The sequence below is a fragment of the Acerihabitans sp. genome (genome assembly GCF_036398755.1).
Lineage (GTDB): Bacteria > Pseudomonadota > Gammaproteobacteria > Enterobacterales > Enterobacteriaceae > Acerihabitans.
This window is the reverse complement of sequence record NZ_DASWOM010000111.1, coordinates 35,893-49,663: the sequence shown is the minus strand read 5'-3', so window position 1 is coordinate 49,663 and position 13,771 is coordinate 35,893. Positions and strand designations below refer to the sequence as shown.

Annotated in this window: 11 protein-coding genes; 5 read left to right on the top strand and 6 right to left on the bottom strand. The window is 59.7% G+C overall.

Annotation, left to right across the window (positions count from 1 at the left end):
• Positions 1-113: 113 nt before the first annotated feature.
• A complete protein-coding gene (gene malQ, locus VGC33_RS18730) occupies positions 114-2,195 on the top strand; it encodes a 4-alpha-glucanotransferase (protein ID WP_331122290.1) in 2,082 nt (693 codons plus the stop codon).
• Here the strand turns inward: malQ and VGC33_RS18725 are convergent.
• The 5 genes from VGC33_RS18725 to malE all read right to left on the bottom strand — a co-directional run bounded on the left by VGC33_RS18725 (position 2,192) and on the right by malE (position 7,027).
• Entirely contained in the window at positions 2,192-2,662 is a 471-nt protein-coding gene (locus VGC33_RS18725; protein WP_331122289.1) for an RES family NAD+ phosphorylase, read from the bottom strand. The genes malQ and VGC33_RS18725 overlap by 4 nt on opposite strands.
• Positions 2,659-3,120, bottom strand: coding sequence for an Xre family toxin-antitoxin system antitoxin (locus VGC33_RS18720; RefSeq protein ID WP_331122288.1), 462 nt, complete (start codon positions 3,118-3,120; stop codon positions 2,659-2,661). Before VGC33_RS18720 ends, VGC33_RS18725 begins: the two co-directional genes overlap by 4 nt.
• 133 nt (positions 3,121-3,253) lie before the next feature.
• Entirely contained in the window at positions 3,254-4,144 is an 891-nt protein-coding gene (gene malG, locus VGC33_RS18715; RefSeq protein ID WP_331122287.1) for a maltose ABC transporter permease MalG, read from the bottom strand.
• A gap of 12 nt (positions 4,145-4,156) precedes the next feature.
• Complete coding sequence (gene malF / locus VGC33_RS18710) at positions 4,157-5,695, bottom strand: maltose ABC transporter permease MalF (RefSeq protein WP_331122306.1); 1,539 nt, start codon at positions 5,693-5,695, stop codon at positions 4,157-4,159.
• Between the two features lie 150 nt (positions 5,696-5,845).
• Positions 5,846-7,027 carry a maltose/maltodextrin ABC transporter substrate-binding protein MalE gene (gene malE, locus VGC33_RS18705; RefSeq protein ID WP_331122305.1) on the bottom strand — a complete coding sequence of 394 codons (1,182 nt, stop codon included), beginning with the start codon at positions 7,025-7,027 and terminating at the stop codon, positions 5,846-5,848.
• Positions 7,028-7,492: 465 nt separating this feature from the next.
• Here malE and malK point away from each other — a divergent pair, with 465 nt between their 5' ends.
• From malK to satP, 4 genes are all read left to right on the top strand, one after another.
• Complete coding sequence (gene malK, locus VGC33_RS18700) at positions 7,493-8,602, top strand: maltose/maltodextrin ABC transporter ATP-binding protein MalK (RefSeq protein ID WP_331122286.1); 1,110 nt, start codon at positions 7,493-7,495, stop codon at positions 8,600-8,602.
• A 39-nt stretch (positions 8,603-8,641) separates the two neighbouring features.
• Complete coding sequence (locus tag VGC33_RS18695; protein ID WP_331122285.1) at positions 8,642-9,931, top strand: maltoporin; 1,290 nt, start codon at positions 8,642-8,644, stop codon at positions 9,929-9,931.
• Between the two features lie 111 nt (positions 9,932-10,042).
• The gene (gene malM, locus VGC33_RS18690; protein ID WP_331122284.1) at positions 10,043-10,954 is read left to right on the top strand and encodes a maltose operon protein MalM; all 912 of its coding nucleotides are present in this window, start codon (positions 10,043-10,045) and stop codon (positions 10,952-10,954) included.
• A gap of 234 nt (positions 10,955-11,188) precedes the next feature.
• Positions 11,189-11,746, top strand: coding sequence for an acetate uptake transporter (gene satP / locus VGC33_RS18685; protein WP_331122283.1), 558 nt, complete (start codon positions 11,189-11,191; stop codon positions 11,744-11,746).
• A 194-nt stretch (positions 11,747-11,940) separates the two neighbouring features.
• Here satP and ygjG read toward each other — a convergent pair whose 3' ends face one another.
• The gene (gene ygjG / locus VGC33_RS18680; RefSeq protein ID WP_331122282.1) at positions 11,941-13,404 is read right to left on the bottom strand and encodes a putrescine aminotransferase; all 1,464 of its coding nucleotides are present in this window, start codon (positions 13,402-13,404) and stop codon (positions 11,941-11,943) included.
• Between the last annotated feature and the right edge of the window lie 367 nt (positions 13,405-13,771).

Here is a 13,771-nt window from a genome sequence, read left to right as displayed (position 1 = left end):
CTCGCCGCTCCTCCCTATTTAGCCCGTCGCCGGGAGGATGATCACCGTTCTGTGCCGCGCCATGATAGCCGGTGGCGACAAACAGGCATCAGCGGTCCATGGCGGGAAAAACGATGGAAGAACTATTGTTGGAACAGATATCGGCCCAGGCCGGTATCTGCAGCGACTATATCAATGCCCTGGGCCAGCGGCAGACCATCTCGGCACTGACAAAACAACGGCTTCTGGACGCCATGGGGCGCCGGCCCGGACCGGTGTCGGCTCCCGAGGCGCCGCTGCCGCCGGTGGCCGTGTGGCGGCGGGATGCGCCGGCGGCGCTGACCCCCGGCGGACGGGGCGATTACCTTTGGCGGCTGTGCACCGAGCAGGGCGGCACCCTCCAGGGAGAGGTGAGCGCCGGATCTCCGCTGCCGCTGCCCCGCGTCCTGGCGTGCGGCTATCACCGGTTAACCTTAAGCCAGGGCGGGCGGGAATGGCGCTGCCGGGTCATTATCGCCCCGCCCCGCTGCCACCAGCCCGAGGCGCTGCTGGCCGGGCACAAGATGTGGGGCGCCTGCGTGCAGCTTTATACGCTGCGTTCGGCGGACAACTGGGGCATTGGCGATACCGGCGATCTGAAAGCGATGGTGCGGGAAGTCGCCCGGCGCGGCGGCGCGTTTGTCGGCCTTAATCCCATCCATGCGCTATTCCCGGCCATGCCGGACCAAGCCAGCCCCTATAGCCCGTCGTCCCGGCGCTGGCTGAACACGCTGTATATCGATATCAATAGCCTTGAGGAATTCCACCTCAGCCCGGCGGCGCGATCGTGGTGGGCGCGCGAGGACGTGCGCCACGCGCTGGCGCTGGCGCGCGCCGCGCCCGAGGTGGATTACCAGCGGGTCGGCGCGCTGAAATTAACCGCGCTGCGTCTGTGCTGGCAACAGTTCGGCCTGCGTGGGGAGCAGGACCCGCAGCGGCTGGCGTTTGACGCCTTTGTGCGCCTGGGCGACGCCAGTCTGCGCCATCAGGCGGAATTTGACGCCCTGCATGCGCATCTGCTGGCCGGCGACCCGTCCTGCCGGCGCTGGCAAGACTGGCCCGCGGATTACCGCGATAGCCAAGCTCCCGGGACGCAGGCGTTCCGCCTGCGGCACGCCGGCGAGATAGCCTTTTATCTCTGGCTGCAGTGGCTGGCCGACCGGCAGTTCGCCGAATGTTATGCACTGTGCCGGGCGCTCGGCATGCCCATCGGTTTATATCGCGATTTGGCGGTGGGGGTCGGCGACGGCGGCGCGGAAACCTGGAGCGACCCGGCCTTGTATTGCCTGGCGGCGTCCATCGGCGCGCCGCCGGATGTACTCGGCCCGCAGGGGCAGAACTGGGGGCTGGCGCCCATGGATCCCCAGGCGATGGCCGCGCGCGGCTACCAGCCGTTTATCGATCTGTTGCGAGCGAATATGCGGGGCTGCGGCGCGCTGCGCATCGATCACGTGATGTCGCTGCTGCGCCTGTGGTGGATCCCGCGCGGCGATACCGCCGCCCAGGGCGCCTATGTCCATTATCCGCTGGACGATCTGCTGGCCATCCTGGCGCTCGAAAGCATGCGCAACCGCTGTGTGGTGATAGGCGAGGATCTGGGCACCGTGCCGGGTGAAATTCTCGCGCGGCTGCGCGACAGCGCCGTTTATTCCTATAAAGTGCTTTATTTCGAGCAGGATGCGCGGCATGTTTTTGTGGCGCCGGAGGCGTACCCGCCGCAATCGATGGCCACCGCCGCCACCCATGATTTACCGACCCTGCGCGGCTACTGGGGGGCGGGCGATCTGCGCCTTGGGCAAACGCTTGGGTGCTACCCGGATGACGCGGTGGCGGGCCTCCTGCATGAAGACCGGCGGCGCTCGCGCCAGGGACTGCTGACCGCCCTGCACCGTCACGGCAGCCTGCCGCGGCGGGTATCGCGCCTGGCCGATAACCTGCCGATGTCGCCGATGCTGAACCACGCCATGCACCGCTACCTGGCCGACAGCGCCAGCGCGCTACTGGGATTACAACCCGAGGATTGGCTGGATATGGCCACGCCGGTCAACGTGCCCGGCACCAGCGACCAGTATCCGAACTGGCGCCGCAAACTGACGCGCGGCCTGGAGGAGATTTTCGCCGACAGGCGTATCAATAAGCTGCTGCGGGATATCAACCGGCGTCGCCAGTTGCGTTAAAGGCTGGGGTTCAGCCTTGGATCAAAGGTAAATTCAAGCGGCGTAACCGACGCCATACAACCAGCAAACGCCGGATGCTCATTGTTAATCAATACATTATATTCCATAGGCACAATGGCGGAAGGCACCATCAGCCCGACGCTCGATTTTCCCTGAAACCATTGTGTGCCGATATCCTTGGTAGCGAGAATCGGCACCGGCGCATTCCAGTTAGCAGGAAGATCTTGCGCATTGAGCTTGACAATGAAATCGTCGGGTACGTCAATACTCATTAACTGGTAAAAATCTAATATGGATTCGTCCTGTAAATGCACTAATACTTCCAGAATGACCAGTGATACTGCCGAGGAGATATACACCATCGGCGTCCCCATTTTGTTCCATCTTGCCACCGAGCTGTTAAAAGCGCCAACGCCGCTCCACGCGGCGGCAATATATTGCTTCTGGCAAAATCGATACAAGATCACATGACAACTCCATGTTTAATGCCTTCAATCAAACTGACCACATCACGGGCACCGGTTTCAGTGCCAATCGCCTGATTGGGTGTTTCGCCGCCTAAAACTTTGGCGGGTTTGTTCATCCAGGCAATGGTTTTCTGGAAGTCATTGCCGAACAGCGCTAAAGCCATATCAAAGGCGGTAACATAACGGGTAATAGATTCACTTTGAGCCGGAGAAAGCTTCTCTTTACGCCGGGCAATGCTGCGTCCACTTAACCCGAGCGTCGCCAAAAATTCTTCTCTTTTGAAGCCTACGATCGACCTGATATTATCAATTACCGACACTTCAAGCCCTTCCATCATCAGATGACGCAGCTCGGGACCGGACGCATCCGGCAAATGAGCGGAGGCCCATAGGCTATTTGCAGGCTCTTTCATTGCGGGAGGGGTATATATTTTCATGCGCGCCTCGCTTTCTGCCAAATGTCATACTTCATGATGGCCACTTGGCAGAAAAAATCAATATTTTCGTGCTTGGCAAAAAAAATGGCGACATAACGTCGCCAAAAACACAAGACACAGACACAGACACGTACGCAATGACAACAACAGTGGCTTAACCTTTCAGACCCCCGGCGGTAAGACCGCTGACCAACCAGCGCTGGGCCAGTAAAAACAGCAGGGTAATCGGCAGGGCGGACAGCACCGCCGCCGCGGCGAAGTCCCCCCACAAATAGTTTTGCGGATTGAGATACTGCTGCATCCCCACCGCCAGGGTAAAATTATCGACGTTGCGCAGCAGCAGCGACGCCACCGGCACCTCGGTGACGGCGGCGATAAACGACAGCACAAACACCACCGCCAGTATCGGCGCCGACAGCGGCAGCAACACCAGCCGGAACGCCTGCCAGGGCGTGGCGCCGTCCAGCGCGGCCGCTTCCTCTAGCGAACCGTCAATGGTGTCGAAATAGCCCTTGATGGTCCAAACGTGCAGCGTGATGCCGCCAAGATAAGCGAAGATCACCCCGCCATGGGTATTCAGCCCCATAAACGGCAGGTACTGGCCAAGCCGGTCAAACAGCGCATACAGCGCCACCAGCGCCAGCACCGCCGGGAACATCTGGAAAATCAGCATGCCTTTGAGCAGCGCGCTTTTACCGCGAAAACGCAGGCGCGCGAAGGCATAGGCGCAGGTGGTGGACAGCGCGACGATGCCCACGGCGGTAAGCGACGCCACCTTAACGGAGTTCCATAACCACAGCAGCACCGGGAACGGCGGCGGCGTGATGCCGCCGTCCGCGTGCCGCACGCTGAATCCCAGCGCCAGCCGCCAGTGCTCGAGGGAAACATGCTCCGGGATCAGGCTGCCGGTGGCAAAGTTGCCGACGCGCAGTGAAATGGCCAGCACCATCAGCAGCGGAAACACGGTAAGGGCGATAAACCCCAGCAGCAGCGCATGCGTCGCCGCCAGCCGCAGATAACGTGAAGATGAGTGCACCATGGCCATAAACAGACCTCCTTAATCAAACGTCAAACGCGTCGCTTTCAGGTTCAATACCGCAAGCCCGCCCACCAGCAGGAAGATAATGGTGGCAATGGCGGCCGCCAGGCCAAAATCCTGCCCGCCGCCGCCTTCAAAGGCGATGCGGTAGGTGTAGCTCACCAGCAGATCGGTATACCCCGCCGGCGTGCTGGTGCCGATCCGGTCCGGGCCGCCGTTGGTTAACAGCTGGATCAGCACAAAATTATTAAAATTGAACGCAAAACTGGCGATAATCAGCGGCGTTAGCGGCTTAATCAGCAGCGGCAGCGTAATGCCGAAAAAATTCCGCCACGGCCCGGCGCCATCCATGGCCGAGGCTTCATATAAATCGTCTGGTATTGATTTCAGCAGCCCCATACACAAAATCATCATATAGGGATAGCCGAGCCAGGCGTTCACCACCACCAGCATCAGCCGCGCCGGCAACGGGTTCTGGAACCAGCCCGGTCGGATGCCGAATACGGCGTCCAGCAGCATATTGATTTCACCAAAGCTCTGGTTAAACAACCCCTTGAATATCAGTATCGAAATAAACGACGGCACGGCATAGGGCAAAATCAGCAGCAGCCGGTACAGGCCGCGCCCTTTCAGCGCGTCCCATTGCACCACGCAGGCCAACACCATGCCGATGGCGACGGTCAGCACCACGGTCAGCAGCGAAAACACAATGGTCCAGACGAAGATGGCCAGGAAGGGCTGCTGGATCCCCTGATCACGCACCACGCGCATAAAATTGTGCCAGCCCACCGGTACGGTATAGCCGGGGCTAAGCTGGCCGTCGACGAAATGTCCCGCGGCATCGACCGCCTGGTAAAATCCCGTGGACCGATTGGGCCGGTAGAGAACACCGGTGCGGCTGTCGGCCAGGCTATCCTGTTCGCCCAGGACATACAGCGGCCGCAGGCTGGAAAATTGCCGTAACGAGCTGATGCGCAGCCGCGCGCCGTCGGGCAGTTGCAGCGTCAGCCTGCCGAGGGCCTGGCGATATTGCGTCACCACCCTGAGCGTGCCGCGCTCTCCCGGCGGCGGCGCGGCGCCCGGCAGCATCATCAGCGTCTGGTCGCGGCCGCCGTCGAGGCCGAACGCCGGCGAGACCCATATCCGCCCGCCTTCGGCATCGGCCAGCGCCAGGCGCCACGCGTTGCCCTGGCCGTACAGGCTGAACCCATAGGATTGACCGGTTTGCACCTGTCGGTCCAGCAGCACCGCCCGCGCGCGATCAAACGTCAGCTGGTGCACGCTGCTGTAGTTGGTAAACGCGATGCCGACGGTGCACAGCAGCGGAAACAGCACAAACAGCCCCACCCCCGCCAGGCCCGGATAAACGTAGCGCCAGGCATAGGCGCCGGCATTGGCGTAGATGGCCAACCCGGCGCCGGCCAGCACCAGCGCCAGCATCGCCAACAGATATTCACCCCTGGCATACAGAGGTATCACCATCCAGGCGATGGCCAGGGCGCAAAAAGCCACCAGTGTCCATTTCACGTACCGGTGATGCCACCAGCGCGCGGGCATACGGGAGAAATGAACCGAGCCGGTCTTTAACATAACCCTTCCTATCACGGCGGGTGACAACCCGATTAATCGCATGCTGCGTGGCCGCCGGCTGACGAACCCGGCATGCCCGCTCCGCGACGGCCGGATGCCGCCGCCCAGGCCGCCAGGTTATTTAGTGATGCGGTCCTTCACCCCGTCCAGCGCGTCCTGCACGCTTTGCCTGCCGTTAATGGCATTGACCACCGCGCTGCGCTCGGCATACCAGAACGCGCTCATCTGGGGAATATTGGGCATGATCTCGCCCTGTTGCGCATTCGCCATGGTGGCGGCGATCCGGGGATCCTTCGCCAGCTCCGCCTGATAGCTTTTCAGCGCCACCGCGCCGAGCGGCTTGTCGTTATTCATCGCCGCCAGGCCGTCCCGGGTCAGCAGGTAGTTTTCCAGAAATTCTTTCGCCAGTTCCTTATTGGGGCTGGCGGCGTTAATACCGGCGCTCAACACGCCGACAAAGGGTTTCGACGGATGGCCCTTAAAGGTGGGCAACGGCGCCACGGCGTAATGAACGCCGCTTTTTTCCATATTGCCCCAAGACCAGGGGCCGTCGATGGTCAGCGCGGTCTGACCCTTGTTAAACGCGGCCTCGGCGACGGAATAATCGGTATCGGCGCTGATATGGCCATTTTTGATCAAATCGACGATAAACTGCAGCCCGGCGCGGGAGCCGGCGTTGTTTACCCCCACATCCTTGATGTTATAACCGCCGTTCTCCGGCTTGAAAGCATAGCCCCCGGCGGCGGCGATAATCGGCCAGGTGAAGTAGGGCTCTTGCAAATTCCACATAATGGCGCTCTTGCCCGCGGCACGCAGCCGGCTATCCAGCGCCGGGATTTCTTCCCAGGTTTTCGGCGGCGCGGCGATAAGATCTTTATTGTAAATCAGCGACAATGACTCCACCGCAATGGGATAACCGATAAGCTTGCCGTTAAAGCGCACCGCGTCCCAGGTAAAGGGGAACAGCTTATCCTGGAACGCTTTATCCGGCGTGACCTCCGCCAGCAGGCCGGATTGGGCATAACCGCCAAACCGGTCGTGCGCCCACAGAATGATGTCCGGCCCGTCACCGGTCGCCGCCGCCTGGGGATATTTCTCCTCCAGCTTGTCCGGATGCTCCACGCTCACCTTGATGCCGGTGTCCTGTTCAAACTTCCGGCCGACTTCCGCCAGGCCGTTGTAGCTCTTGTCGCCGTTGATCCAGATAAGCAGCCGGCCCTCCTCTATTTTGGCGAACGCCGAAGAACAGGCCATCGCCGACATCAAGGCCGACAGCGTCAGGGTACCGAGAGCGCGCATGATGCTGGTCATAGTTCCATCCTCACATGTGACGGCGTTCGCAAGGCGCGAAAAGCGGGTCCCGACAGGAATCAAACCTGTAACCCGTCCGGCGAGGTTCGGAGCGCACGGAAAGCCGTGATGAATTTACACACCGGACATAGTGCGTTTAACGTTGGGCCGGCTCATCCTCCCCCGGCCTAAGCCCCCGCGGCCCCAGATGTGACCGTATTAACACTCCATGGGCAATTTGCGCGGCAAACCACAAAAGCATGCCGGATATTTGCCGCTGCCGTCACGCTTTTGCCGGCCCGCCGCCGCCGCGGCCGTGAAGCGCGCTTTGCCATCATCCCACCGTCTGCGCCTTGAAAAAAAACGCCCCGGATGATTTCCCTCGCGCGCATTTCACTCACACTTGCCGACACTTGATGTCAACCCGCCGCGCGCCGCCGGGCGACAGGGTATAAAAGGCAGGAACCAGGGTTTATGGCAAGCGTGACGCTGCGCAACATCTGCAAAAGCTACGGTGAGAACGTGATTTCCAGCGATATCAACCTGGAAATCGGCGCAGGAGAGTTCGTGGTGTTTGTCGGTCCGTCGGGCTGCGGCAAGTCCACCTTGCTGAGGATGATTGCCGGGCTTGAGGACATCACCTCCGGCGAGCTGATGATTAACCATCGCCGGATGAACGAGGTGCCGCCGGCCGAACGCGGGGTCGGCATGGTGTTCCAGTCCTATGCCTTGTATCCGCACCTGTCGGTGGCGGGCAACATGTCCTTCGGCCTGAAGCTGGCCCGGGTCAATAAAGACGAGATCACGCGCCGGGTAAACCAGGTGGCGGAGATTCTCCAGCTCGGCCATTTACTGCAGCGCCGTCCCAAGGCGCTATCCGGCGGGCAGCGCCAGCGGGTGGCCATCGGCCGCACCCTGGTGGCGGAGCCGCAGGTGTTCCTGCTCGACGAGCCGCTGTCCAACCTGGACGCCGCGCTGCGGGTTCAGATGCGCATCGAGATTTCGCGCCTGCACCAGCGCCTGAAACGCACCATGATTTACGTCACCCACGACCAGACCGAGGCCATGACGCTGGCGGACAAGATCGTGGTGCTCGACGGCGGCCGCGTGGCGCAGGTGGGTAAACCGCTGGAACTGTATCACTACCCGGCCAATCGGTTTGTCGCCGGGTTTATCGGCTCGCCCAAGATGAATTTCCTGCCGGTAAAAGTCACCGCCATCGCCATCGACCAGGTGCAGGTCGAGCTGCCCAACGGCCAGAAAGTGTGGCTACCGGTGGAAAGCAGCCGGGTGGAAGCGGGCGCCAATATGTCGCTGGGCATACGGCCGGAGCATTTGCTGGCCGGCAACATCGCCGACGTCGTCCTGGAGGGCGTGGTGCAGGTGGTGGAACAACTGGGGTATGAAACCCTGATCCATATTCAGATTCCCTCCATCCGCCTCAATCTGGTCTACCGCCAGAATGATGTGGTGCTGGTCAACGAGGGTGCCCAATTCGCTATCGGCCTGCCGCCGGAGCGTTGCCATTTATTCCGAGAGGATGGCAGCGCCTGCCGGCGGTTACACCAGGAACCGGGCGCATAAGTCTGCCTGTTCGCAGGCAATAATAATCAGGAGAAAATAATGACTACCTTACGCATTTTACCTTTATCAGTGGCAATCATCGCCGGCGCGGTTTCCGCCCAGGCGATGGCAGTGGATTTTGGCGGTTATGCCCGTTCCGGCATCGGCTGGACCGGGAGCGGCGGCGAGCAGCAATGCTTCAAGGCCACCGGCGCCTCCAGTAAATACCGTCTCGGCAACGAGTGCGAAACCTACGCCGAATTAAAACTCGGGCAGGAGCTGTGGCGCGAAGGCAACAAGAGCTTCTACTTCGATACCAACGTGGGCTATTCCGTTTCCCAGCGTAACGATGACGAACCGTTGGAACCGAGCTTCCGCGAAGTCAACGTGGTGGGTAAAAACCTGATCGATGCGCTGCCGGGCGCCAATATGTGGGCTGGTAAACGCTTCTATCAACGTCACGACGTCCATATGATCGACTTCTACTACTGGGACATTTCCGGTCCCGGCGCCGGTTTGGAAAATATCGATCTGGGCGTGGGCAAGCTGTCGTTGGCGGTAACGCGCAACAGCGAGGCCGGCGGCTCCTATGGTTATATCGATAACCAGCTCAACCAGGTGCCGACCATTAACGACATCTACGACGTGCGTATCGCCGAACTGGAAACCAACCCCGGCGGCAAGCTGGAGTTCGGCGTGGACTACGGCCGCGCCAACGTGCAGGACCACTTCAACCTGGCGGACGGGGCCACCAAAGACGGTACCATGGCCACGATGGAGCATACCCAGACCATCGGCAACGGCTTTAACAAGTTTGTGCTGCAATACGCCACCGATGCCATGACCAGCGATAATACCGGACGTCCGCATGGTTCTTATGTTGATAACGACGGCCACATGATCCGCGTACTGGACCACGGCGGCCTGGATTTCAACGACAAGTGGGCAATGATGTACGTCGGCATGTACCAGAATGTCGACCGCGAAAATAATAACGGCACCACCTGGTATACCGTCGGCGTGCGCCCGATGTACAAATGGACCTCGATCATGAGCACCCTGCTGGAAGTGGGTTACGACAACGTCAAATCCCAGCGCACCAGCGATCGTAACGACCAGTACAAAGTAACGCTGGCGCAGCAGTGGCAGGCCGGGGACAGCATTTTCTCCCGTCCGGCTATCCGTCTGTTCGCCACCTACGCCAAATGGAATGAAAAATGGGGTTATGGCAATAACGACGCGGGTTATACCAACGGCGTCGCCTATAGCGATAACAGCTCAACCACCTTTAGCCGCGGAAAGGACAACGAAGTCTCCTTCGGCGTGCAAATGGAAGCCTGGTGGAAATAACCCCCGGCGCATCCCGCCCCCAGGGGTAGGACGCGAGGAATAGTACCTGGCGGGCCGACGCTACTTGCCCGGCGACGGCCCGTCGCTCGTCACGCTGAAAAGGCGATAATAATGAAAATAAAAATGCTTTCCCTGTGCCTGATGGCCGCACTGAGCGCCATCCTGCCGGCCACCACGCTGGCGGATACCCTGACCAACCCGCAGGACACCTCGGTGGCGCCGGTGATACCGCAGTCCACCCTAAGACAGCTGCCCTGGCAAACGCTCATGCCGCCGGTCAGGCAGGAAATTATCCTCGATGGCGCCTCGCCCCGGATCCAGATGGGCAATATCACCGGGCCGGTGGCCGCCATTACGCTTCCGGCCAACCGGGGATCGCTGGCCGTCACCCTCAGCAGCCTGGCTAAAGGCCAGTCGATCTATGCCCCCAACGTGCTGGTGCTGGATGAACAAATGCGTCCGGCGGCGTTTTTCCCCAGCAGCTACTTTCCCTATGAAAAACCGGGCGGCATGTCGATGGACCGGCTGGAAGGCACGATGAAGCTTTCCCCCGCCCTGGGCCAGAAGCAAATCTACCTGCTGATTTATACCACCCGCGAGGATCTGCTGGCCACCACCACCATGACCAATCCGGCCAAAGCCTATGCCGAAGGCGTCGGCAACGCGATACCCGATATTCCCGATCCCATTGGCCGCCATAGCGAAACCGGCACCATAAGGTTAAAAGTCGAGGCGGAACAGAAGAGCGGCAATATCACCATCGGCCAGATATTTTCCGGCCCGGAAACGCAGCCGGTCACGGTCGGCGGCGCCGCGACCCAGGCGGCGCCATCCCAAGCCCCGGCGGCGGCCCCGGCCGCGCCGATGCTTAACGATACCGAGAGCTATTTTAATCAAGCCATCAAACAGGCGGTGCGCGAAGGCAATATCGACAAGGCGCTCAAACTGCTCAATGAAGCGGAGCGGCTGGGATCGTCATCGGCGCGGCAAACATTTATCGGTAGTGTAAAAGGCAAGGGGTAAGGTTATCCCGATACTGCTGATATTTGGCAGAATATTGGTGCGCCCAGGCGCACCTTTTTTTTCGCCGGCCGGGGAAAAACGGTAAAATTCGCCCGCCGCCCATCTAAATCATTGTTTCAGCCGTGCAAGGTCATTATGATGCCGGGGCCCTTCGCCGCGCGAGGCGATCTGCGCCGTCGGGGGCGTTACAGGATTACCAGTCCACTTCATTTTGCCTTTTTCTGCTGAGGATATATGCATACCTTTAAGTTGGCGAACCCCGGCCCGCTGGGATTAATGGGTTTTGGGATGACCACTGTTTTGCTGAATCTGCATAACGCCGGTTTTTTCCCTTTGACCTCAATCATTATCAGCATGGGTATTTTTTACGGCGGCATCGCCCAAATCATCGCCGGTATTATGGAATACAAGCACGGCAATACCTTCGGCACCACGGCGTTTACCTCCTACGGGGCGTTCTGGCTCAGCCTGGTGGGCATCCTGGTGCTGCCGCGCATGGGGCTGGCCGAACCGAGCGACGCGGTATTTTTAGGTGTTTACCTGGCGCTGTGGGGCATTTTCACCCTGTTCATGTTTTTGGCTACCCTGAAATCCAGCCGAGGCCTGCAAACCGTATTCGGCAGCCTGACGGTGCTGTTTGCCCTGCTGGCCGTCGGCAATATCACCGGCAACCATCAGATTATCGTTATCGCCGGTTATGAAGGACTGTTCTGCGGCGCCAGCGCCATCTATCTGGCCATGGCGCAGGTGGTCAATGAACAGCTGGGCCGACAGGTAATGCCGGTCGGCTGAGCGTCAGGCATCAATAAAAAATCGCGCGAAGAGGCCTGGGTTTGCCGGCAAAGGAATGGGTGGGAGTTTCACTTGCGATGAGGTTTATTCCACGCCGGTGGGGGTTTCGCTTGGGCGGCATAAAACTTACCCCTAAGCGAAACCCGCGCCGACACGGCAAAAAACCTCCCGCAAGCGACAACGGCGGGTCCGTCTTAAGCGGTCAGGCCGGTCGAGGCGGCCAAGGGGAACGGTATGTGTGCCTGCGCTGGCGGCTGCGCCACCGTCGCCGGCGCTTTGTAATGGACCGGCTCCTTGCCGCGCATCTGCTGCAGAACCCGCTCCGCCACGGCCAGCACCTGCCGGCAATACTCCGGGGTGATGGTCAGCGGCGGTTCGATGCGGATGGTCTTGGAATTGTTCAGCGTGCCCGCCACCAGGACCTGATGGCGGAACATGCCCTGGGCAAAGGCATAGCCGATATCGTTGCGCCTGAATTCCAGCGCCTGCAATAACCCGCGCCCGCGCGCCTCCACCATAAATTCCGGATACGCCGACGCCAGCCGCGCAAAACCGTTCAGCAATACCTCGCCCTTAAGCGCCGCCTGCGCGGGCAGATCCTCGCTCAGCAGCACGTTAATGGTGGCCAGCGCCGCCGCACAGGCCAGCGGATTGCCGCCAAAGGTGGTGGTATGCAAAAATGGATTCTCGAACAGCACCGAAAACACCTCCTCGGTGGCGACGGTGGCGCCGATGGGCATGACCCCGCCGCCCAGCGCCTTGGCCAGGCAGAGGATATCCGGCTGCACGCCCTCATGCTCGCAGGCAAACATCTTGCCGGTGCGGCCCATGCCGGTCTGCACCTCGTCGAGGATCAGCAGCGCGCCCACCTCGTCGCACAGCGCCCTGACCGCCGCCAAATATCCCTGCGGGGGGATGATCACCCCACCCTCGCCCTGGATAGGCTCCAGGATAATGGCCGCCACATCCGCGCCGGTGGAGCGGCAGCGCTGGACATGATCGCGCATCGCCGCGATATCGCCGAACGGCACATGATCAAAGCCCTGCAGCATCGGCATAAAAGGACGGCGAAAGGTGGATTTGGCGGTGGCGGACAGCGCGCCGAGGGTTTTGCCGTGAAACGCGCCGGTGGCGGCGATAAATGTGGTTTTGCCGCGCGGAGTCTGGTAAGCCTTGGCCAGCTTCAGCGCGCCCTCGACGGATTCGGTGCCGCTGTTGCTGAAAAAACTGTATTTAAGCGCGCCGGGGGTGACCGCCGCCAGTGTCCTGGCCAGCATCGAGCGCAGCGGATCGAGCAGTTCCTGGCTGTGAAGCGGCTGTTTTGCCATTTGGTTTTCGACGGCGGAAATAACTTTTGGATTACGGTGCCCCACGTTAAATATGCCGAAACCCCCCAGGCAATCAATATATTCCCTGCCCTGGGTGTCGACCAGTGTATTAAGACCACCGGCGCGCCATTCTACGGCTGCGTAATCCCCGCCTACCGTGACTGATTTACGGTAATCGAGAAAACCAGGATTCACATACTCTTTAAAATTGTTTATCACTTCCTTATTCAGGTTGATCATCTCATCATGCGTCAGCGTTTTTTTTTCAATCCACGAAAGCGCCTGCTGAGTATATTCTAACGGGGTAAGCATGGGGGTTGAACGAGACAAAATAAGCTCCTTGGAAGGAGATATCATATGATATCAATCAGACAGATGCAGCGTCCGGGCCAACTGTAACTACCTGTATATGTTTAGAACAAAATATGATTAACACCAATAAAAAGAGTTATTAGCACAGGAGTGGAAAGGAAATACAGCCGGAAATGCTGATAAAAGCAAGGGAAGGGAGCAGAGAGATAAATGATAAAAACAGGAATGCACCAGAATAGACCGGGCACGCCCTAAATAGGTGCAATTTACCAGTGATATTTGGTCAATAATAAATGAACGCGTAACTTTATAACAAACAATGAGCGTAACGGCAATCTTTTTATGGCGTTTTTATACGCTGCATATTAGGGTATTGGCGTCGGCC

What these genes read in the sequence shown, in the direction of transcription:
- malQ (WP_331122290.1), top strand. Translation starts at nt 114, where the DNA reads ATGGAAGAACTATTGTTGGAACAGATATCGGCCCAGGCCGGTATCTGC.
- malG (WP_331122287.1), bottom strand. Translation starts at nt 4,144, where the DNA reads ATGGCCATGGTGCACTCATCTTCACGTTATCTGCGGCTGGCGGCGACG.
- malF (WP_331122306.1), bottom strand. Translation starts at nt 5,695, where the DNA reads ATGCCCGCGCGCTGGTGGCATCACCGGTACGTGAAATGGACACTGGTG.
- malE (WP_331122305.1), bottom strand. Translation starts at nt 7,027, where the DNA reads ATGCGCGCTCTCGGTACCCTGACGCTGTCGGCCTTGATGTCGGCGATG.
- malK (WP_331122286.1), top strand. Translation starts at nt 7,493, where the DNA reads ATGGCAAGCGTGACGCTGCGCAACATCTGCAAAAGCTACGGTGAGAAC.
- VGC33_RS18695 (WP_331122285.1), top strand. Translation starts at nt 8,642, where the DNA reads ATGACTACCTTACGCATTTTACCTTTATCAGTGGCAATCATCGCCGGC.
- malM (WP_331122284.1), top strand. Translation starts at nt 10,043, where the DNA reads ATGAAAATAAAAATGCTTTCCCTGTGCCTGATGGCCGCACTGAGCGCC.
- satP (WP_331122283.1), top strand. Translation starts at nt 11,189, where the DNA reads ATGCATACCTTTAAGTTGGCGAACCCCGGCCCGCTGGGATTAATGGGT.